The organism is Cellulosimicrobium sp. TH-20 (genome assembly GCF_002105775.1).
GTDB classification, from domain to species: domain Bacteria; phylum Actinomycetota; class Actinomycetes; order Actinomycetales; family Cellulomonadaceae; genus Cellulosimicrobium; species Cellulosimicrobium funkei.
This window is the reverse complement of sequence record NZ_CP020857.1, coordinates 413,388-431,703: the sequence shown is the minus strand read 5'-3', so window position 1 is coordinate 431,703 and position 18,316 is coordinate 413,388. Positions and strand designations below refer to the sequence as shown.

General features: G+C 75.6%; 19 protein-coding genes. 8 read left to right on the top strand and 11 right to left on the bottom strand.

Annotated elements, in window-relative coordinates:
• Nucleotides 1-84 precede the first annotated feature (84 nt).
• Both B8281_RS01935 and B8281_RS01930 read left to right on the top strand, forming a co-directional pair.
• A complete protein-coding gene (locus B8281_RS01935) occupies nt 85-1,173 on the top strand; it encodes a hypothetical protein (RefSeq protein ID WP_085386734.1) in 1,089 nt (362 codons plus the stop codon).
• 122 nt (nt 1,174-1,295) lie between these two features.
• Nucleotides 1,296-1,556, top strand: coding sequence for a hypothetical protein (locus tag B8281_RS01930; RefSeq protein ID WP_085386733.1), 261 nt, complete (start codon nt 1,296-1,298; stop codon nt 1,554-1,556).
• A 46-nt stretch (nt 1,557-1,602) separates the two neighbouring features.
• On the opposite strand, the gene B8281_RS01925 is transcribed toward B8281_RS01930, so the two are convergent.
• Genes B8281_RS01925 through B8281_RS01915 form a run of 3 tightly spaced genes read right to left on the bottom strand, consistent with a single transcriptional unit; the run spans nt 1,603 to nt 5,064 of the window.
• Complete coding sequence (locus B8281_RS01925; RefSeq protein ID WP_085386732.1) at nt 1,603-3,867, bottom strand: cation-translocating P-type ATPase; 2,265 nt, start codon at nt 3,865-3,867, stop codon at nt 1,603-1,605.
• Nucleotides 3,868-3,913: 46 nt separating this feature from the next.
• Entirely contained in the window at nt 3,914-4,885 is a 972-nt protein-coding gene (locus B8281_RS01920) for a heavy metal-binding domain-containing protein (protein WP_085386731.1), read from the bottom strand.
• Complete coding sequence (locus B8281_RS01915; protein ID WP_369824959.1) at nt 4,882-5,064, bottom strand: heavy-metal-associated domain-containing protein; 183 nt, start codon at nt 5,062-5,064, stop codon at nt 4,882-4,884. Before B8281_RS01915 ends, B8281_RS01920 begins: the two co-directional genes overlap by 4 nt.
• A 124-nt stretch (nt 5,065-5,188) precedes the next feature.
• Here B8281_RS01915 and B8281_RS01910 point away from each other — a divergent pair, with 124 nt between their 5' ends.
• The gene (locus B8281_RS01910) at nt 5,189-6,367 is read left to right on the top strand and encodes an FAD-dependent oxidoreductase (protein ID WP_085386729.1); all 1,179 of its coding nucleotides are present in this window, start codon (nt 5,189-5,191) and stop codon (nt 6,365-6,367) included.
• 43 nt (nt 6,368-6,410) lie between these two features.
• Nucleotides 6,411-8,441 (top strand): NHL domain-containing thioredoxin family protein, encoded by a 2,031-nt coding sequence (locus B8281_RS01905; protein ID WP_085388561.1) that lies wholly within the window; start codon nt 6,411-6,413, stop codon nt 8,439-8,441.
• Here B8281_RS01905 and B8281_RS01900 read toward each other — a convergent pair.
• Nucleotides 8,419-8,841: a helix-turn-helix domain-containing protein gene (locus B8281_RS01900; RefSeq protein WP_051028499.1), complete on the bottom strand. Its 423-nt coding sequence runs from the start codon at nt 8,839-8,841 to the stop codon at nt 8,419-8,421. The genes B8281_RS01905 and B8281_RS01900 overlap by 23 nt on opposite strands.
• A gap of 73 nt (nt 8,842-8,914) precedes the next feature.
• On the opposite strand from B8281_RS01900, the gene B8281_RS01895 reads away from it, so the two are divergent.
• Entirely contained in the window at nt 8,915-9,310 is a 396-nt protein-coding gene (locus tag B8281_RS01895; RefSeq protein WP_034650926.1) for a RidA family protein, read from the top strand.
• Between the two features lie 54 nt (nt 9,311-9,364).
• Here B8281_RS01895 and B8281_RS01890 read toward each other — a convergent pair whose 3' ends face one another.
• The 4 genes from B8281_RS01890 to B8281_RS01875 form a co-directional block, all read right to left on the bottom strand.
• Nucleotides 9,365-9,829, bottom strand: a complete 465-nt coding sequence (locus B8281_RS01890) for a PTS glucose transporter subunit IIA (protein ID WP_085386728.1) — start codon at nt 9,827-9,829, stop codon at nt 9,365-9,367.
• The gene (locus tag B8281_RS01885) at nt 9,829-10,059 is read right to left on the bottom strand and encodes a PTS transporter subunit EIIB (RefSeq protein ID WP_061267010.1); all 231 of its coding nucleotides are present in this window, start codon (nt 10,057-10,059) and stop codon (nt 9,829-9,831) included. Before B8281_RS01885 ends, B8281_RS01890 begins: the two co-directional genes overlap by 1 nt.
• 126 nt (nt 10,060-10,185) lie before the next feature.
• Nucleotides 10,186-10,431 (bottom strand): glucose PTS transporter subunit EIIB, encoded by a 246-nt coding sequence (locus tag B8281_RS01880; RefSeq protein WP_021482555.1) that lies wholly within the window; start codon nt 10,429-10,431, stop codon nt 10,186-10,188.
• Complete coding sequence (locus B8281_RS01875) at nt 10,428-11,282, bottom strand: GntR family transcriptional regulator (RefSeq protein ID WP_085386727.1); 855 nt, start codon at nt 11,280-11,282, stop codon at nt 10,428-10,430. Before B8281_RS01875 ends, B8281_RS01880 begins: the two co-directional genes overlap by 4 nt.
• Before the next feature lie 360 nt (nt 11,283-11,642).
• Here B8281_RS01875 and B8281_RS01870 point away from each other — a divergent pair, with 360 nt between their 5' ends.
• Together B8281_RS01870 and ptsP are read left to right on the top strand one after the other, a co-directional pair.
• Nucleotides 11,643-13,037 carry a PTS transporter subunit EIIC gene (locus B8281_RS01870; protein ID WP_085386726.1) on the top strand — a complete coding sequence of 465 codons (1,395 nt, stop codon included), beginning with the start codon at nt 11,643-11,645 and terminating at the stop codon, nt 13,035-13,037.
• A 101-nt stretch (nt 13,038-13,138) separates the two neighbouring features.
• Nucleotides 13,139-14,767: a phosphoenolpyruvate--protein phosphotransferase gene (gene ptsP / locus B8281_RS01865; RefSeq protein ID WP_232322752.1), complete on the top strand. Its 1,629-nt coding sequence runs from the start codon at nt 13,139-13,141 to the stop codon at nt 14,765-14,767.
• Between the two features lie 44 nt (nt 14,768-14,811).
• Here the strand turns inward: ptsP and B8281_RS01860 are convergent, their stop codons facing one another.
• The gene (locus B8281_RS01860) at nt 14,812-15,081 is read right to left on the bottom strand and encodes an HPr family phosphocarrier protein (protein WP_021483009.1); all 270 of its coding nucleotides are present in this window, start codon (nt 15,079-15,081) and stop codon (nt 14,812-14,814) included.
• Between the two features lie 154 nt (nt 15,082-15,235).
• Here B8281_RS01860 and B8281_RS01855 point away from each other — a divergent pair, with 154 nt between their 5' ends.
• Nucleotides 15,236-16,189 (top strand): sugar phosphate isomerase/epimerase, encoded by a 954-nt coding sequence (locus B8281_RS01855; RefSeq protein WP_081600354.1) that lies wholly within the window; start codon nt 15,236-15,238, stop codon nt 16,187-16,189.
• A gap of 10 nt (nt 16,190-16,199) precedes the next feature.
• Here the strand turns inward: B8281_RS01855 and B8281_RS01850 are convergent, their stop codons facing one another.
• The gene (locus B8281_RS01850) at nt 16,200-17,564 is read right to left on the bottom strand and encodes a hypothetical protein (protein WP_157446518.1); all 1,365 of its coding nucleotides are present in this window, start codon (nt 17,562-17,564) and stop codon (nt 16,200-16,202) included.
• The gene (locus B8281_RS01845; protein WP_085386723.1) at nt 17,561-18,133 is read right to left on the bottom strand and encodes a SigE family RNA polymerase sigma factor; all 573 of its coding nucleotides are present in this window, start codon (nt 18,131-18,133) and stop codon (nt 17,561-17,563) included. The genes B8281_RS01850 and B8281_RS01845 overlap by 4 nt, the downstream gene beginning before the upstream one ends.
• Between the last annotated feature and the right edge of the window lie 183 nt (nt 18,134-18,316).

Here is an 18,316-nt window from a genome sequence, read left to right as displayed (position 1 = left end):
GCGCGTGTGGGCGGCTGCCGCCAGACTCGCTCGGCAGGACGCGGGCGGCGGGAGCCGTCCGCCGGGCGAGGGGACGGTGCACCGATGGACCAGCAGAAGGCACGGGAGATCAAGTCGCAGCTCGCGGACTACGCGCGCGAGCTCGCCGAGCGGTCGGGCCTGCCGGGCCGGTCGGACACGGCGATCGAGGCGCGCGACGTGCCCGACGCCGCGGAGGCCGTGCGCGCCCCCACGCTCGCGATCGGGCTCGCCCCGCACGACGACGGCGGGTACGCGATCGCGGTCCGGTACCGCCTCGGGGTGCCCACCGCGCGCAGCATCGCGCGCAAGGTCGCCTCCGAGGCGGGCGACACGGTGGACGTGCGGCGCACGGGACGCATCCGTCCGCTCGCCGCCGCGCCGGGCGCCGGGCGTGCCCGCGGCGACGGCCCGGGCGTCCGCCCGCCCGTCGTCACCGCGTACGCGACCGGCGAGACCGGCCGCGTCCGGCCGCTGCGGCCCGGGGTCTCCGTCGCGCACGTGGACGTCACCGCGGGGACGCTCGGGGCGTTCGTGCGCGTCGCGCCGCCCGCGGACGACGGCGCCGACGAGGCCTCGGTCTACGCGCTGTCCAACTGGCACGTGCTCGTCGGCTCGCCGGCCGCGCGGGTGGGGGACGTCGTCGTGCAGCCCGGCCCGGCCGACGGCGGTCGCGCGCCCGACGACCGCGTGGGCACCCTCGCCGGGCTGGTTCCGCTGGAGGCGGGGGTCACCCAGACCGTGGACGCTGCGGTCGCGCTGCTCGACGACCCGGACGTCGACCCGGAGTACCCGGTCGGCCGGATCACGACGACGGCGGTCGCGCTGGGCGGCGAGGTCGTGGGCAAGTCGGGCCGGACCACGGGCGTCACCGCGGGGCGGGTCACAGCGATCGAGCTCGACGACGTCGTCGTCGGGTACGGCGACGGGCTCGGTGCGCTGCGCTTCGACGACCAGATCGAGGTCGAGTCCACGGGAGACGGGCCCTTCTCGCGCGGCGGCGACTCCGGGTCGCTGGTGTACCGCGAGGACGGCGTGGCGCTGGGGCTGCTGTTCGCGGGGTCGGAGACCGGCGGTGCCAACGGCACGGGGCTCACGTACTGCAACCCCATCGGGACCGTGCTCGATCGGCTGGGCGCGACGCTGCTCGGCTGAGCCGGCGCGACGCTGCCCGGGCCGTCCGGACGGGTCTGCTCGCCCGACCCCTCGGGGGCGGGACGCTCGTCCCTGCCTTCCGGCCGCCGTCGGGCGCACAATGGGTGCGGGAGGTGGTTGCCGTGGCGACCCTCGAACGAGCCCGGGAGGCCAAGGCCGCGCTGCGCGACGAGCTCGCGGGCCTCGACGGCGTGACCGGCGTCGGCATCGCGCGCGCCGACCTGAACGGCGCCCCGGTGCGCGGGGCCGGGACGTCCGGCGTCGGCGACGACTGGCTGCTGCGCGTGAACGTGACGTCCGACGACGTCGCGGTCCCCGAGACCGTGGACGGCGTCGACGTGGAGGTGCGCGTCGTCGGCGACGTGACGGCGTCGCGCGCCTGAGCCTCCACCGCTCGACGCGTCCGGGTGTGAGGGACCGCTCCGGCGGTCAGCCCGTCGCGCGGCTGGAGGACGACCGCAGGCGCAGGCTGTTGCCCACCACGAAGACGCTCGAGAACGCCATGGCGGCACCGGCGAGCATCGGGTTGAGCAGGCCGAGGGCCGCCAGGGGGATCGCGGCGACGTTGTAGGCGAAGGCCCAGAAGAGGTTCACCTTGATCGTCCCGAGCGTCCGCCGCGCGAGGCGGATCGCGTCGGCCGCGGAGCGGAGGTCGCCGCGCACGAGCGTGATGTCGGCGGCCTCGATCGCGACGTCCGTGCCCGTCCCCATGGCGAGGCCCAGGTCTGCCTGCGCCAGGGCGGCGGCGTCGTTCACGCCGTCGCCGACCATCGCGACGACCTTGCCCTCGCCTTGGAGCCGGCTGACGACGTCGACCTTGTCGCTCGGCATGACCTCCGCGATGACCTCGTCGATGCCGACCTCGGCCGCGATCCGTCGGGCGACGGTCGCGTTGTCCCCGGTGAGGAGCACCGGGGTGAGGCCGAGGGCGCGGAGCTGGCGGATCGCCTCGGCGCTCGTGGGCTTGACCGCGTCGGCCACCACGAGGACGCCGCGAGCCTGCCCGTCCCAGCCGACGATGACGGCCGTGCCGCCCTGCTCCTCGGCGCGGGCCTTGGCGTCGGCGAGCTCGCGCGGGAGGTGCTGCGCCCACTCGGCGAGGAGCGTCTCTCTGCCGACGAGCACGGCTCGCCCGTCCACGACGCCCTGCACGCCCTTGCCCTCGACGTTGGTGAACTCCGTGGGCACGGGGAGCGGGCCCACCTCCTGCGCCGCACCGCGGGCGATCGCCCGGGCGACGGGGTGCTCGGAGGCGTCCTCCAGCGCGCCCGCGAGGCGCAGGAGCTCCGCGCGGTCCGTGCCCGTCCCGGTGACGACGTCGGCGAGCGTCATGACGCCCGTCGTCACGGTGCCGGTCTTGTCGAGCACCACGGTGTCCACGGAGCGCGTGGACTCCAGGACCTCCGGTCCCTTGATGAGCACCCCCATCTGCGCGCCGCGTCCCGTCCCGACGAGCAGCGCCGTCGGGGTGGCCAGGCCGAGCGCGCACGGGCACGCGATGATGAGGACCGCGACGGCGGCCGTGAACGCCGCCGAGGCGGGGGCGCCCGCCCCGAGCCACGCGCCCAGGGCGCCGACGGCGATCGCGATGGCGATGGGGACGAAGATCGCGGAGACCCGGTCGGCGAGGCGCTGGACCTGCGCCTTGCCGGACTGCGCGTCCTCGACGAGGCGCGCCATCTGCGCGAGCTGGGTGTCGCCGCCGACGCGCGTCGCGCGCACGACGAGCCGCCCGCCGGCGTTCACGGTCGCCCCGGTGACGGCGTCGCCCTCCCCGACCTCGACGGGCACGGACTCGCCCGTGAGCATCGAGGCGTCGACGGCGGACGTGCCGGCCACGATGGTGCCGTCCGTCGCGATCTTCTCGCCCGGGCGCACGACGAACTCGTCGCCCACGGCGAGGTCGGTGATCGGGATGCGGGTCTCCGCGCCGTCGCGCAGCACCGCGACGTCCTTCGCGCCGAGCTCGAGCAGGGCGCGCAGCGCGGCGCCCGCCTGCCGCTTGGACCGCTTCTCGAAGTAGCGGCCCGCGAGGATGAACGTCGTGACGCCCGCGGCGACCTCGAGGTAGATGTTCGCCGCGCCGTCGGTCCGGGCGACCGAGAGCGTGAACGGGTGCGTCATGCCCGGCTCCCCGGCCGTGCCGAGGAAGAGCGCGTACAGCGACCAGAGGAACGCGGCGCTGGTCCCGACGGAGATCAGGGTGTCCATGGTGGCCGCACCGTGGCGCAGGTTGGTCCACGCGGCCCGGTGGAACGGCCACGCCGCCCACACCACGACGGGCGCGGTGAGCACGAGGCTCGCCCACTGCCAGTACGTGAACTGGAGCGCGGGGACCATCGCCATGGCGATGACCGGGACCGACAGCACGACGGCGCCGATCAGCCGGTGCCGCAGCGCGGTGAGCTCGGGGTCGTCCGTGTCCGTGCCCGCGTCCTCGTCGGCGGTGGGGGCCTCGGCGCGCGGGACCTGCGCCGTGTAACCCGTCTTCTCGACCTCCGCGATGAGCGTGGCGGCGTCGACGCCGTCCGGGACGGTGACCCTCGCCTTCTCGGTCGCGTAGTTCACGGTCGCGGTGACGCCGTCGAGCCGGTTGAGCTTCTTCTCGATCCGCATGGCGCACGAGGCGCAGGTCATCCCCCCGATCTCGAGCTCGACGAACGTCCCCGGCGACGGGGCGGCCGATGCCGTCATGAGGTGCTCCTTCCGGCCGGGCAGCGCGCTGCCCGGTGCAGGGTGGTCAGTGGTCGTCGTGCGGGGCGGGGTCGTCGCCCGCCGGGGCGTCGTCCGGGGAGTCGTCGGGGGTCGACGTGGCGCCGGTGGCCTCGACGGTGAAGGCCGCGGTGCGCACCTGGCCCTCGACCTGGAAGTCGAGGTACAGGAGGTACCGGCCCGCGGTCGGTGCCTCGACGGCGAACGCCACGGTCGGGCCCGAGGCCTCGCCCGGCGCTGCCTCGGCGCCCTCGGGGTGGGCGTGCAGGTAGGCGAGGTCGCCGTCGCGAAGGGCGACGAGGTGGCCGAACGCGCCGAGGTAAGGCTCGAGCGTCGTCACCGGCTCGCCGTCCCGCGTGACCTCGAGCGCCAGCCTCGAGACCGTACCGGCCTCGAGGCTCCCCTCGAGCGCGACGTCGTACCCGTCCACCGAGGCGGTGGTCGTGGGGGCGTCGGCCCGCACGGGCACGACCTCGCCCGCGACCTCGACGGTGCGGCTCAGGGTGAGCGGGTCGCCCCCGGTGGGGACGGCGTCGGCGTACACGCGGTAGGTGCCCGCGGCGTCCCACGTCCAGGGCACGGACCAGCGGCCGGCCTCGTCCATCTCGGGGTGGGCGTGGCGGTAGTGCGCCCCGTCGGAGCGCACGACGACGAGGTGCAGGCGCTGCTCGTGCGCGACGGCGAAGTCGGTCACCGGCTCGCCCGCGGGGTCGGTCAAGGTGAAGGCGAGCTCGCCGGGCGTGCCCGGCGTCTGCGGCGCCTCGATCTCGCCGAGCGTGTAGCCGCCCTGCTCCAGGGACAGTCCGCCGACCATGTCCGCTCCTCTCGTGGTCTCCTGCGGGGGGTCGTCGCTCGCGGCGGCGTGCTGCTCCGGCGCGTGCGCGGCGGGCTTCCCCGAGAGGGCGCCCTCGGGGACGACGGCGCCCGCCACCGCGGCCGAGGCCACGAACACGACCCCGAGCCCGGCGACGTAGAGCCCGATCCGGGCGGGCGCCCTCATCGCACCCGCTCCGCGGTGTAGCCGGCCTCGTCGACGGCGGCGAGGACCGCGGCGTCGTCGAGGGGCTGGTCGGCCGTGACGATCAGCCGACCGGTGGTCGCGCTCACGTCGATCGCGGTAACGCCGGGCACCTGCCCGACCTCCTCGCGCACCGACATCTCGCAGTGGCCGCACGTCATCCCGGTCACCTGGTACTCGATCTCGACGATGCTCACGACGTTCCTCCTCCGTGCTGATACCCCCATGGGGTATGGCTAGGATGGCGAATATACCCACAGGGGGTATTGAGGTCAAGGAGGAGAGATGGGCGACGTGGACGGGCCGGACGTGGTGGTGGTCGGCGGCGGAGCAGCCGGGCACGCCGCCGTGACGACGCTGCGCGGCGAAGGTTTCGACGGTCGCGTCGTCCTCGTGCACGGCGAGGAGGGGGAGCCGTACCTGCGCACCCTCGTCGACAAGGCGATCCTCCAGGGTCTGCTCACTGCGGAGCAGGCCGCCCTGCCGGTGCCGCCCGACGTCGAGCTCGTGCGGGCACGCGCGATCGGCCTGGACCCCCAGCGGCGGGCCGTCGTCCTCGCGGACGGGCGCGAGCTCACCGCCGCCGCCGTCGTCCTCGCGACGGGCGCGGTGCCTCGGCCCGGCCCGGCCGTGGACCGCGTCCCGGCGCTCGCGGGCGCCGACGGCGGGGAGCCCCGCGTGGTGCACCTGCACACCGCACGGGACGCCGAGCGGCTGCGTGCCCTGCTCGGCCCCGATCCCGCGCGGCGCACGGTCACCGTGCTCGGCGCCGGGTTCGTCGGTTCCGAGACCGCCGCCTGGCTCGCCGAGGTCGGCGCGACCGTCCACCTCGTCGCCCGCTCCCGGCTCCCGCTCGCGGGGGCGCTCGGGACCGCGGTCGCGCGCGCCGTCGCCCAGCGCCACGAGGAGCACCTCGACGCCCACCTCGGCCGCCGGGTCGAGGCGGTGACCGAGCGTCCGGGCGGCGTCACCGTGCGCCTCGCGGGCGGGGCGACCCTGGAGTCCGACCTCGCGGTCGTCGCGCACGGCACCGCGCCCGCCGCGCCCGGCACCGGCGGTGGCGTCGACGTCGACGACCGCCTCGCCGTCCCCGCCGCGCCCGGCCTGTTCGCCGCCGGGGCGGTCGCCGTCCACCGGGACCGGCGCGGACGACGGTTCCGGACCGACCACTGGGACGCCGCGGTCGCGCAGGGAGCCCACGCGGCGCGCGCCGTCCTGCGTCGTCTCGTCGGCGGCCCGGATCTCGGCCCGTACGTGCCGGACGCCGGCTTCTCCCTCGTGCTGCACGGCGCCCAGGTCGCCGGGTTCGGCGTCGCGGTGCCCGGCGCGACCCCGGAGCACCGCACGCTCGACGGCGGCGGGCTGCTCACCGAGCTGCGTGTCGCGGGCGACCTGGTCGCCGTGGTCGGCCTCGGCGCGACGCGGGAGCTCCACGCGCTGCGCCGAGACCTGCGCCGGCCCTGAGGCGTCGTCGGTCCACAGCGCGCCGGCGCGCGAGAATGGCCGCGTGACCACCGAGCGACTTCCCCGTGTCCGCGCGTCCGAGCTCGTCGGGCACGGCTGGCTCAACACCGGCGGCCGCGACCTGACCCTCGCCGACCTGCGCGGCAAGATCGTCCTGGTCGACTTCTGGACCTTCTGCTGCGTCAACTGCCTGCACGTCCTCGACGAGCTGCGCGAGCTCGAGGAGCGGCACCGAGACGTCCTGGTCGTCGTCGGCGTGCACTCGCCGAAGTTCGAGCACGAGGCGGACCCGGCGGCGCTCGCGGCCGCGGTCGAGCGGTACGAGGTCCACCATCCCGTGCTCGACGACCCGGAGCTCGTCACCTGGTCCGCGTACGCGGCGCGCGCCTGGCCGACGCTCGTGGTCGTCGACCCCGAGGGCTACGTCGTCGCGCAGATGGCGGGGGAGGGGCACGCGTCCGCGATCGCCGCGCTCGTCGAGGAGCTCGTCGCGGAGCACGACGCGAAGGGCACGCTGCACCGGGGCGACGGCCCGTACGTGGCGCCCGAGCCGTCGTCGGGCACGCTGCGCTTCCCCGCGAAGGCGATCGAGCTGCCCGGTGGCAACATCCTCGTCGCGGACGCCGGGCACCACGCGCTCGCCGAGCTCCTGCCCGACGGCGAGACCCTCGTCCGGCGCATCGGGTCCGGCGAGCGCGGGCTCGCCGACGGCGGCCCCGAGGACGCGCGGTTCGCCGAGCCGAACGGGCTGTGCCTCGTCCCGGAGCGCGAGCGTGCGACGTACGGGTTCGACGTCCTCGTGGCGGACACCGCGAACCATGCGCTCCGCGGGGTACGGCTCGCCGACGGGCACGTGACGACGGTCGCGGGCACGGGCGACCAGTTCATGGTGGGCGGGGTCGAGAACGTGGTCGTCCCTGACGACGAGGGCACGCCCCGGTTCGGACCGTTCGATCCGGGCTCCACCTACGACCCGCGCGACGTGCGGCTCTCCTCGCCGTGGGACGTCGCCTGGTCGGACGAGCTGGCCGGCTTCGTCGTGGCGATGGCGGGCCATCACACGTTGTGGGCCTTCGACTGGTGGAAGCTCGGGCTGCTGGCCGGGACGACGAACGAGGGTCTGGAGGACGGGCCGGGAGCGTCGGCCTGGTTCGCCCAGCCGTCCGGGCTGGCGGTCGCACCCGACGGCGCCGTCTGGGTCGCCGACGCCGAGACCTCGGCGCTGCGCCGCGTGTCCGGGCTGGGCGGTGGCGTCGCCGTGGTGCCCGAGGGCGTCGAGGTGCGGACCGCCGTCGGGCAAGGGCTGTTCGACTTCGGCCACCGCGACGGCCCGGCCGAGCAGGCGCTGATGCAGCACCCGCTCGGGGTCGCGACGCTGCCCGACGGGAGCGTCGTCGTCGCCGACACCTACGACGGCGCGCTGCGCCGGTTCGCGCCCGCGGCCGGTGACGCCGGGAGCGTCGGGGACGACACCTTCGGAACCCGCCTCGCCGGCGAGGTCACGACCCTGGCGACGGGCCTCGCGGAGCCGAGCGGCGTCGTCGTGCAGGTGGGCGAGGGGCCGGACGGCGAGCCGCAGGTCCACCTGCTCGTCGTGGAGTCCGCGGCGCACCGCCTGACGCGCGTCGCGCTCCCGGCGTCGCTCGCGGGCGAGGTGCTCGACGGCGGCGCGCACCGCACGCAGCGCCCCGTCACCGACATCGGGGCCGGGCCGCTGTGGCTCGACGTGCCGTTCGTCCCGGCGCCGGGGCAGAAGCTCGACGACCGGTTCGGTCCGTCGACGGAGCTGCGCGTGAGCGCGACGCCGCCCGAGCTCCTGCTGTCCGGGGAGGGCGTCGGCGTCGAGCTCGGGCGCGACCTGGTCATCAACCCCGCGGTCGGGGAGGGCGTGCTGCACGTGACGGCCCGGGCGGCGTCGTGCGACGTCGTCCCGCTCGGCCCCGACGGCGAGCCCGACCCGGACGTGTTCCCCGCGTGCCACCTCGCGCAGCAGGACTGGGGCGTGCCGGTCCGCGTGGTCGACCGCGGCGAGCCGGGCGACGTCCCGTCCCTCACGCTCCCGCTGCGCGGCTGACGAGGTAGTCCGGCTCGCCGTCGTCGAGCTCGTCGTCGAACCGGCGCTGGGCCGCCTCGACCTCGCGGCGGTGCGCGTCGACCCAGGCGAGCAGCGCGTCGACGGGCTCGCGGAGCGACTTGCCGAGCGGGGTGATGCGGTACTCGACCGCGACGGGCCGGGTGCGGACCACGCGACGGTCGACGATGCCGTGGCGCTCGAGGCGCCGCAGCGTCGCCACGAGCGACTTCTGCGTCACGGCAGGGATCGCGCGCCGGAGCTCGTTGAACCGTGCGGGGCCGTCGCAGAGGGTCTCGAGGACGTGGACGGACCACGTGTCGAGCACCTGGTTCAGCAGGCGCCGGTGGTCGTCGCCGATCTCCAGACGGTGCGACGCGGGTGGTGGGGCGGTATCGGGCACGACACCTCGTCTCGTTGAAGTGCGTTCGGGCGATCAAGTATCCATGGGATACCCGACCGGAAGGAAGGTCCCCATGGCCGTCCAGCGACTCACCCCCGAGGGCATGCTCCAGCCCGCCCCCTACCACCACGTCGCGGTCGCGACGGGGAGCCGCCAGGTGCACGTCGCCGGCCAGGTCGGCGGAGACCCCGACCGCGACGACCTCGCGCGCCAGGTCGCTGCGGCCCTCCGCAGCACCGCCCGGGGGCTCGCGGCCGCGGGTGCCACGTTCGACGACGTCGTGCGCCTCACGTTCTTCGTCGTCGGGTGGGAGCCGACCGCGATGGCGGACTTCCTGGCCGGCATCGAGAGCGTCTCGGACGAGCTCGCGATGCCGCGGCCGCTCCCCCCTGCCTCGCTGATCGGTGTCCAGGCGCTCTTCGCGCCGGGGGTGCTCGTCGAGGTCGAGGCGACCGCCGTGCTCGACTGACACACGGCGCCCCGCCCGGCCTCGCCGGGTCGCGCCGGCAGGGCGGGCCGGGCGTCAGCCCCAGGTGAGCAGCTCCTCGCCGTGGGCGGCCCACGCGCCGACCTCGGTGAGCGAGGTCACGTCGTCGGGCGCCGCCTCGAGCGCGACCACGGGGCACACGGCCGACCGGCCGCCGGCGCGCACGGCCTTCGGGTCCCACGTGACGAGCACCGTGCCGCGCTGGACGTGGTCGCCCTGCGCGACGTGCGTCGTGAAGCCCTCGCCGCCGAGCTGGACGGTGTTGATGCCGAGGTGTACGAGGACCGCGCGGCCGTCGTCGTGCTGGACGACGAACGCGTGCGGGTGCAGCTTGACGACCGTGCCCGTGATGGGCGCGACGGCCTCGCCGCCCTGCGCGTCGTCGGGCTCGACCGCGAGCCCGGGGCCGACGAGCCCGGCGGAGAAGACGGGGTCGTCGACGTCGCCGACGTCCACGACCGTGCCCGTGACGGGGACGAGCACCGTGAGCGGCGCCGCCATCAGCGGAGGTCCTCGATGTCGGAGGCGATGTTGTCCGCCTCGGGGCCGACGATGACCTGGATCGCGGCGCCCGACCGCACGACGGCGATCGCCCCGGCCGCGGTCAGCGTGGCGTCGTCGACGAGCGCCGGGTCCTCGACCTCGACGCGCAGGCGCGTGATGCACGCCTCCAGGTCGAGGACGTTCGCGTCGCCGCCGAGGCCTCGGAGGATCTGCTCTGCCTTGCTCACGGGTGCTCCTCGTGGTCGGGGTCCGGCCGGGGCCGGGTCGGGGGGCCGGCCGGCAGCCGTGCCGGTCGGGGTGCGCGGGGTGCGCGGAGAAGGGCGGTGGCCCGGGTCGCGCCCGGGCCGGGTTCCTCACATGAGGTCGGCGAGGTCGGACGCGATGGTGTCGACCTGCGGGCCGACCACCACCTGCACGACTCGCCCGTTCACCATGACGCCGAACGCGCCGGCGCGGCGCAGGAGCGCGGCGTCGACGAGCGCGGGGTCCTTGACGAGCGACCGGAGCCGCGTGGTGCACGGGTCGATCTCCTCGATGTTCCCCACCCCGCCGAGGCCGGCGAGGATCGTCGCGGCGCGTTCCGCGTCGGACTGTGTCATCGGTCGTTCCCTTCGGTCGCCCGTGCCGGCACCGGCACGGGGGCGAGCTGGTCGGTCGGCGCGTCGTCGGTGACGGCTCCCCCGTCCGCGGCGGCGTCGTCGGCGGTGGTGCTGCGGGGCACGAGCGTCGGGCGCGCCTCGCGCAGCGGGACGAAGACGCTGTACCGGTCGCCGCGGTAGCTGGAGCGGGAGTACATGAGGGGCGAGTCGCCCGCGAACGTGCGCCGCACGGTGCGCATGACGGCTCGCGAGGCGCGGAGCCCGAGGAGCTTCTGCTCCTGGACGGTGGCGTCGGACGCGGTGATCGTGTCCTCGCCCCACGTCGGCGCGAGGCCGCGCTCGCGCAGGGCGCCGTAGAGGCTCTCGGGCACGCCGTCGTCGAGCAGCTCGGGGGCGAGGTCCACGGGGATCCAGGCCTCCTCGACGCTCATGGGCGACCCGTCCGCGGTGCGCAGGCGCACGACGTGGTGCATCGGGTCGCCGGTCGCGCGGCCGAGCGACTCGGCGACGGACGCGGGCGCGGGGACGGTCCCGACCTCCAGCACCTCGGTGCCCGGCTCCATGCCGCGCCGTCGTGCCTCCTCGCCGAACGTCGTGAGGCGCATCTCGAAGTCGGCGCGCGGCGGCGCGACGAAGGTGCCCCGCCCCTGCGCGCGCTCCAGCACGCCCTCCGTGACGAGCGCGTCGACGGCCTGGCGCACGGTCATGCGCGAGACGCCGAACTTCTCGGTGAGGCTGCGCTCGGACGGCACCGCGTCGCCGACGGAGAGCTCGCTCGCCACGAGGTCGGCGAGGTAGGCGCGCACCGTGAGGTACTTGTGCTCGCTCGCCTGCGATCGTGACCTGCTCATCGTCGTGCCGCGTCCTCGTCCTCGTGCCGTCCCTGGTCCCGGTCGTCGCCGACCGTCCTGCTCCGGTGCCGCGTTCTCCACGGCTGCATTCTCGTTGCCCGGCCGTGGTGCGACCTGCGGCGACGCGCCCCGCGGGGCCTGCCGTGTGTCCCGGGTCACCCTCGGGGGTTGACACATCATGAGGTCTAGACCACTCTTCCTGCAAGTGGTCCAGACAACCTGGACCGACAGCCCGGGCACGACGACCCCAGGTCTTCTCGTCGCGCCCCGGGACCGGCAACGACGCCGCTCGACGTCGCGCCACAGCCGCCGCACGACGCACCTCGCCTGCGCCCCAGGCCTGCCCAGGAGGAGAAGGACATGACGACCGTCGCCGAACCGACGAGGACCAAGAGGGGGGTGCCCGGCTTCGCGCAGCTCCAGCGCGTCGGGCGCTCGCTCATGCTGCCCATCGCGTCGCTGCCCGCCGCCGCGCTGCTGCTGCGCCTCGGCCAGCCGGACATGCTCGGGGCCGACGGCGTCGCCGGCACCTTCGCGTGGATGCAGCCCGTCGCCGACGTCCTCGGCGCCGCCGGGAACGCGCTGTTCAGCAACCTCCCGATCATCTTCGCCCTCGGCGTCGCGGTCGGGTACGCGAAGAAGTCGGACGGCACGACGGGACTCGCCGCCCTCATCGGCTACCTCGTCTTCAAGGGCGTCAGCGACTCGCTCTCGCCCTACGTGCTCGGCGAGGCGGCGGAGGGCGAGACGCAGGCGCTCATCAACTACGGCGTGCTCGGCGGCATCGTCATCGGCCTGACGGCCGCGCTCCTGTACCAGAAGTACTACCGGATCAAGCTGCCGCAGTACCTCGCGTTCTTCGGCGGCCGGCGGTTCGTGCCGATCGTCACGGCGGGCGTCTCGGTGCTCATCGCCGTGGTGGGCGCGCTGATCTACCCCGCGTTCGACTGGCTCATCAACGAGCAGATCGGCGGGTTCGTCACGGGCTCGACCATCCTCGGCGCGTTCGTCTTCGGCACGCTCAACCGCCTCCTCGTGCCCATCGGCCTGCACCACCTGCTCAACTCGCTGCCGTGGTTCCAGTTCGGCGAGTACACCGCCGCCGACGGCACGGTCGCGCAGGGCGACATCTTCCGGTTCCTCGCGGGCGACCCCACCGCGGGCACCTTCCTCACCGGGTTCTTCCCCATCATGATGTTCGCGCTCCCGGCCGCCGCGCTCGCGATCGTCCATACCGCCAAGCCGGCGCAGCGCAAGGTCGTCGCGGGCATCATGGGCTCGGCCGCGCTCGTCTCGTTCGTCACGGGCGTCACCGAGCCGCTCGAGTTCGCGTTCGTGTTCGTCGCCTACCCGCTGTACGTCATCCACGCGGTGCTCACCGGCACGTCGATGGCGCTCGTCAACGCGCTCGGCATCCGCGACGGGTTCGGGTTCTCCGCGGGCGCGATCGACTACCTGCTGAACTTCCGGATCGCCGAGATGCCGCTGCTCCTCATCCCCATCGGGCTCGGGTACGCGGTGCTCTACTACGTCCTCTTCCGCTTCGTCATCACCCGCTGGAACCTGCGGACGCCGGGTCGTGAGGACGACGACGCGGAGGGCGCCGTCCGGGCGACCGGCGCCGTCGACACCACCGAGGACGCGCGGCCCGACGCCTCGGCGGCGGAGGTCTCGTCGGTGCGACGCGACGCCGACGCAGCGGAGGCGGGCGCCCGGGGCCGAGCGGGTGCGTCCGGCAGCGGGGGCACGGCGTGACGCTCGCCGACGGCGCGACGCGCGCCCCGGCGCGGGCCGCCGACTCGGGGCTGACCGGCGTGCCGGTCAGCCCCGGGCGGGCGGCGGGGCCGGTGGCCCGGATGTCCGGCTCGGTCGCGGAGCCGGGGCCGGCGCCGCTGCCCGCCGACGCGTCGGACGCCGACGTCGACCTCGCGGTGACGCAGGTCCTCGCGGCGGTGACGACGGTCCAGGAGGACCTCACCGCCCGCGCGGCGCGGGCCGAGGGCACCGCGGCGGAGGTCCTGGGCGTGACCGCCGCGATGGCGGCCGACCCCGCCCTGGCGCGCGACGCCGTCGGGCGGGTGCGCGAGCAGCGGGCCACCCCGGCCCGTGCCGTGTGGGACGCGGCGGGGGTCGTCGTCGGGCGGCTCGAGGCGCTGGGCGGCCTCCTCGCCGAGCGGGCGCGCGACGTGCGGGACGTGCGCGACCGGATCGTCGCGACCCTTCTCGGCCTCCCCGTGCCGGGTGTGCCCGACCCGGGTCATCCCTTCGTGCTCGTGGCCGACGACCTCGCGCCCGCGGACACGGCACAGCTCGACCCCGAGCGCGTGCTCGCGGTCGTCACGCGCGGCGGCGGGCCGACGTCGCACACGGCGATCCTCGCGCGCGCCCTGGGCATCCCGGCCGTCGTGGCGGTCGAGGGCGCGCTCGCGCTGCGCGACGGCGAGACCGTGCTCGTGGACGGCGGCCTCGGCACGGTGGAGCGCGACCCGGCGGAGCACGACGTGGCGGCGGTCGTCGCGGCCCGGGGCGCGCGCCGCGCCCGGCGGCGCCTCGACGGTCCCGGGCGGACGGCGGACGGCCGCCGCGTGGAGCTGCTCGCCAACGTTGCGGACGGCGCGGACGCGCGCGCCGCCGCCGAGGCGGGCGCGGAGGGCGTCGGGCTGTTCCGCACCGAGGTCTGCTTCCTCGGTCGCACCGTCGAGCCGACGGTCGACGAGCAGGTCGCGGCCTACCGCGAGGTGCTCGCCGCGTTCCCGGGCCGCAAGGTCGTCGTGCGCACGCTCGACGCGGGCGCCGACAAGCCGCTCCCGTTCGTCACGCCCGACGCCGAGCCGAACCCGGCGCTCGGGGTGCGCGGCCTGCGGACCGCGCGCCGCCACCCCGACGTGCTCGACCGCCAGCTCACGGCGGTCGCGCGCGCGGCAGAGGCGGAGACGGCGGACGTGTGGGTCATGGCGCCGATGATCGCGACGCCGGACGAGGCGGAGTCGTTCGTCGCGCTGTGCGCGGACCACGGCCTCGCGACGGCGGGCGTGATGATCGAGGTGCCGGCCGCGGCGCTCGGCGCGCGCTGGGTGCTGGCCAGGGCGGCGTTCGCGAGCATCGGCACGAACGACCTCACGCAGTACACGATGGCGGCCGACCGCGAGGTCTCCGACCTCGCGCGCCTGTCCACCGCGTGGCAGCCGACGGTTCTCGCGCTCGTCGGGGCCACGGGCTCGGGCGCGGCGCTCAACGGGCGACCGCTCGGCGTGTGCGGGGAGGCCGCGGCCGACCCGGTGCTCGCCCCGGTGCTCGTCGGGCTCGGCGTGACGTCGTTGTCCATGACGCCGCGCGCGCTCCCGGACGTCGCCGCGGTGCTGGCGGCCACGACGTCGGAGGAGTGCGAGGAGCTCGCGTTCCTCGCGCTGCAGCAGCCCACGCCCGACGCCGCGCGCGCGGCGGTGCGCGCCCGGCTCCCGGTGCTCGACGAGCTGGGTCTGTGACGAGCGCCGTGCCCGGCCCCGCGACGACGGGGCCGGGCACGGCGTCAGGAGACCTCGGTCTGCTCCAGGAAGGCGACGAGCGCGTCGATCGAGGCGCTCGCGTCGTCGCCGTCGGCGTCGGTCGACAGCACGACCTCGTCCCCGGCGGACACGCCGAGCGTCATGACCCCGAGGATGCTCGCCGCCTCGACGGCGTCGCCGCCGGGCTTGGCGATGCGCACGGGCGCGGGCTGGGCGGCGGCGGTCTTGACGAAGAGCGCGGCCGGGCGGGCGTGCAGGCCCTCGGTGATCGCGACGACGACGGCACGGTCCATGGTGTTCCTCCGGCAGACAAGTGGTCTGGACCAGTGCATCCTAGGCGATCCGGCCCGGAAAGGGGAGGGTCGGAAGCCCTCCGTGCGCCGCGGCGTCGTCGACGACGGCCGCCCGCTGGTGTGGGCCACAGCGGACGGGTCTAGGGTGACCGGCATGTCAGACGCGACGACGCCGCGAGAGGCCCCCCGGTCACCGGGGGAGCAGCCGCGCATCCACGTCACGCTGTCCACGGCGAGCGTCTACCCGCGCAAGGCCCAGTACGCCTTCGAGGCGGCGGCCGACCTCGGGTACGACGGCGTCGAGGTCATGGTGTGGTCCGACGAGACGACGCAGGACGCCGCGGCGCTGCGCCGGCTCTCCGCCGAGCACGACGTGCCGATCCGCAGCATCCACGCGCCCACGCTCCTCGTGAGCCAGCGGGTGTGGGGACGGTCGCCCGGACCCAAGCTGCGGCGCAGCGTCGAGCTGGCGCAGGAGGTCGGGGCGAGCACCGTCGTCGTGCACCCGCCGTTCCGCTGGCAGTACCGGTACGCGCGCGAGTTCGAGGACCTCGTCGGCGAGCTCGACGAGACCGAGGGCGTCACCATCGCGGTCGAGAACATGTACCCGTGGCGCAGCCGCAAGCGCGAGATGCAGGCGTACCTGCCCGGCTGGGACCCGTCCGAGCACGGCTACGAGCACGTCACGCTCGACCTGTCGCACGCCGCCGTCGCGCAGCAGGACGCGCTCGCGCTGCTCGACGTGTTCGACGGCCGCCTCGCGCACGTGCACCTCGCGGACGGGTCGTCGTCCATCACGGACGAGCACCTCGTCCCCGGGCGCGGCGACCAGCCGTGCGACCTCGTCCTCGCCGAGCTCGTGCGCCGCGGCTGGGAGGGGGACGTCGTCGTCGAGATCTCGACGCGGCGCGCCCGCACCGCGGCCGAGCGGCGCGAGGACCTCGCCGCCTCGCTGTTCTTCGCGCGCACCTACCTCACGCCCGGGCCGCACCCCGGGTACTCGCCGCCGCCCGGACCTCCGCACCGCCACGTCGACGCGTGGGGCGAGGCGGAGGCGCGCGAGATCGCGGCGGCGGAGGACGCCGCGGGCAGCGCCGGCACCGGCTGACGGCGGAGCGTCAGAACCGTAGCGAGCCGAGGATCCCGCGCAGCGTCTCGAGCCCCGCGTCGTCACCGGGCAGCGAGATCATCAGCATGAGGTTCTCTCCGCCGTCCGCGCCGTGGACCCGGACGTCCGCGCTGAGCTCCGACATCCCGTCGTCCGCCCAGAACGGCCCCTGGGACAGGAGCAGCTCGGCGAAGTCGGCGCCCGGGACCTCGATCCGCTGCCCGTGCCACCCCTCGCCGGAGTAGTCGAACGCGCGCGCCCCGGAGCCGCCTCGCTGCACGAACATGTTCCAGTGCACGTCGGGGGACGAGCCGTCCTGGATGGGCCCGGGGTTCGTGGCGAACGGGCCCGTCCACTCCACCCCGGGACCGTAGTTGCCCTCGACGTCGGCGACGGTCCATCCCGGCGGCACGGCGTAGGAGAGGGTGCCCGTCGTGGCCGTCTGCCACCCGGCGGGCGTGCCCGTGGTGAGCGGGCCGATCTCCGGGTACGTGTACGTCGGGCTGAACCACTCCGGCGCGCCCTCGGCCTCGAACCACAGGTTGCCGAGGAAGTTGCGGGCGAGCTCGTCGCCCACGGCGTCGTCCGTGAAGTCGAGGCGGATCGTCCAGCCCGTTCCCCCGTACCGGACCCGGGCCTCCCAGCGGGCGAGGTCCGGGTCGTCGGACGGGCCCCGCGTCACCACGACGAAGTCCGAGCCGGGGACCTCGACCGTCCAGGCCCCGGAGTCCCGGGCCGGCACCACCCACGACGCGGCCCCGGGATCGACGTCGATGCTCACCGTGGCGCCGGAGTCGACCATGGGCGGCGGGACCGCGTCCGCGGGGATCTCCGACCCCTGGAGGGCCCAGTGCTCCGGGCCCTTCCAGCGGACCGACGCGGGCTCGCCGAACGCCTCGCCCTCGACCTCCCACCCCCCGGGGGGCAGCGTGTACGTGAGCCCGCCCTGCACGGTGTAGTCCCCGTGGTGCGTGCCGACGACGCCGTGCTCGACACCCGGCAGCGCCGGAAGCTCGCCGTCGCCCACCGGCAGGTAGCGTGCGGGCTCCTGCGGCGGCGCCGCGGGAGCGGGGGCCGGTCCCTCCGACGCCGGTGCGGTGGTCCGCGCGGGGGCCGCCGCGAGGGCGGGCGCCGGCGCCGACCCGCGGGACAGTGCCCCGGGGAGGATCGCCGCGACCGCGACCAGCGCCGCCACGGCGACGGCCGACCCGCTCGCGGCGACCACGCGCCGTCGTGCCCGCACGCGCCGGACCGCGCGGTGCGCCAGAGCGTCCGGGTCCAGCGTGGGCGGCACCTCGACGGCGGTCTGCGCGGCGCGCACCCGCTCCACGAGGTCCTCGTCGTCCGGGGTCCTGCGTTCCGGCCTCGTGCTCATCGCTCGGTCTCCGTCCCGTGCTCGGGTGCGATCAGGGTGCGCAGGCGGGCCAGGGCCCGGGACCCGGTCGACTTCACGGTGCCGACCGCGATCCCGAGCTCCGCGGCGGTCTCGGCCTCGGACCGGTCGAGGACGTAGCGCAGCAGGACGACCCGCCGCTGCTTGACGGGGAGGGCGAGCAGGGCCCGCACGACCCGGTCCCGGTCCTCGATCCCGGACGAGTCGCCCGTCGCCGGGACCTCGAGACCCACGAGCGTGTCGTGCTCCACGGAGACCTCCCTCCGGGTGCGCCGCCACGAGTCGATGCGAGCCGTCATCACGACGCGCCGCGCGTAGGCGAACGGCTGCCCGTCGCCCACGCGCGTCCACGCGCGGAACGTGCGCTCGAGCGCGAGCTGCACCAGGTCGTGCGCCCGGTGGGCGTCCCCGCACAGCAGGTACGCGTACCGGTACAGGTCGGCGGAGCTCGTCCGGGCGAACTCGGTGAAGCGCTCCTCGGCGGTCAGGCCGACGCGCACGACCTGCACCTCGGGCGCGCCGCCCCACCGCTCGGTCGCGACGTCCGTCATCGCCGACCGCCCCCCTGCTGCGGTCGGCACCTCGGCCGACGTCGGTTCCTCACGACTGCTAGACGCAGCGGAGGGTGCCACGGGTTCCACCTTTCTCCGGGAGCTCGCAGGGATCGCCCAGGATGCCACCGTCGACGCCCGGGGCGGTCGCGCGCCCGGTCTGCCCGCGCGGCCGGCCGGCTG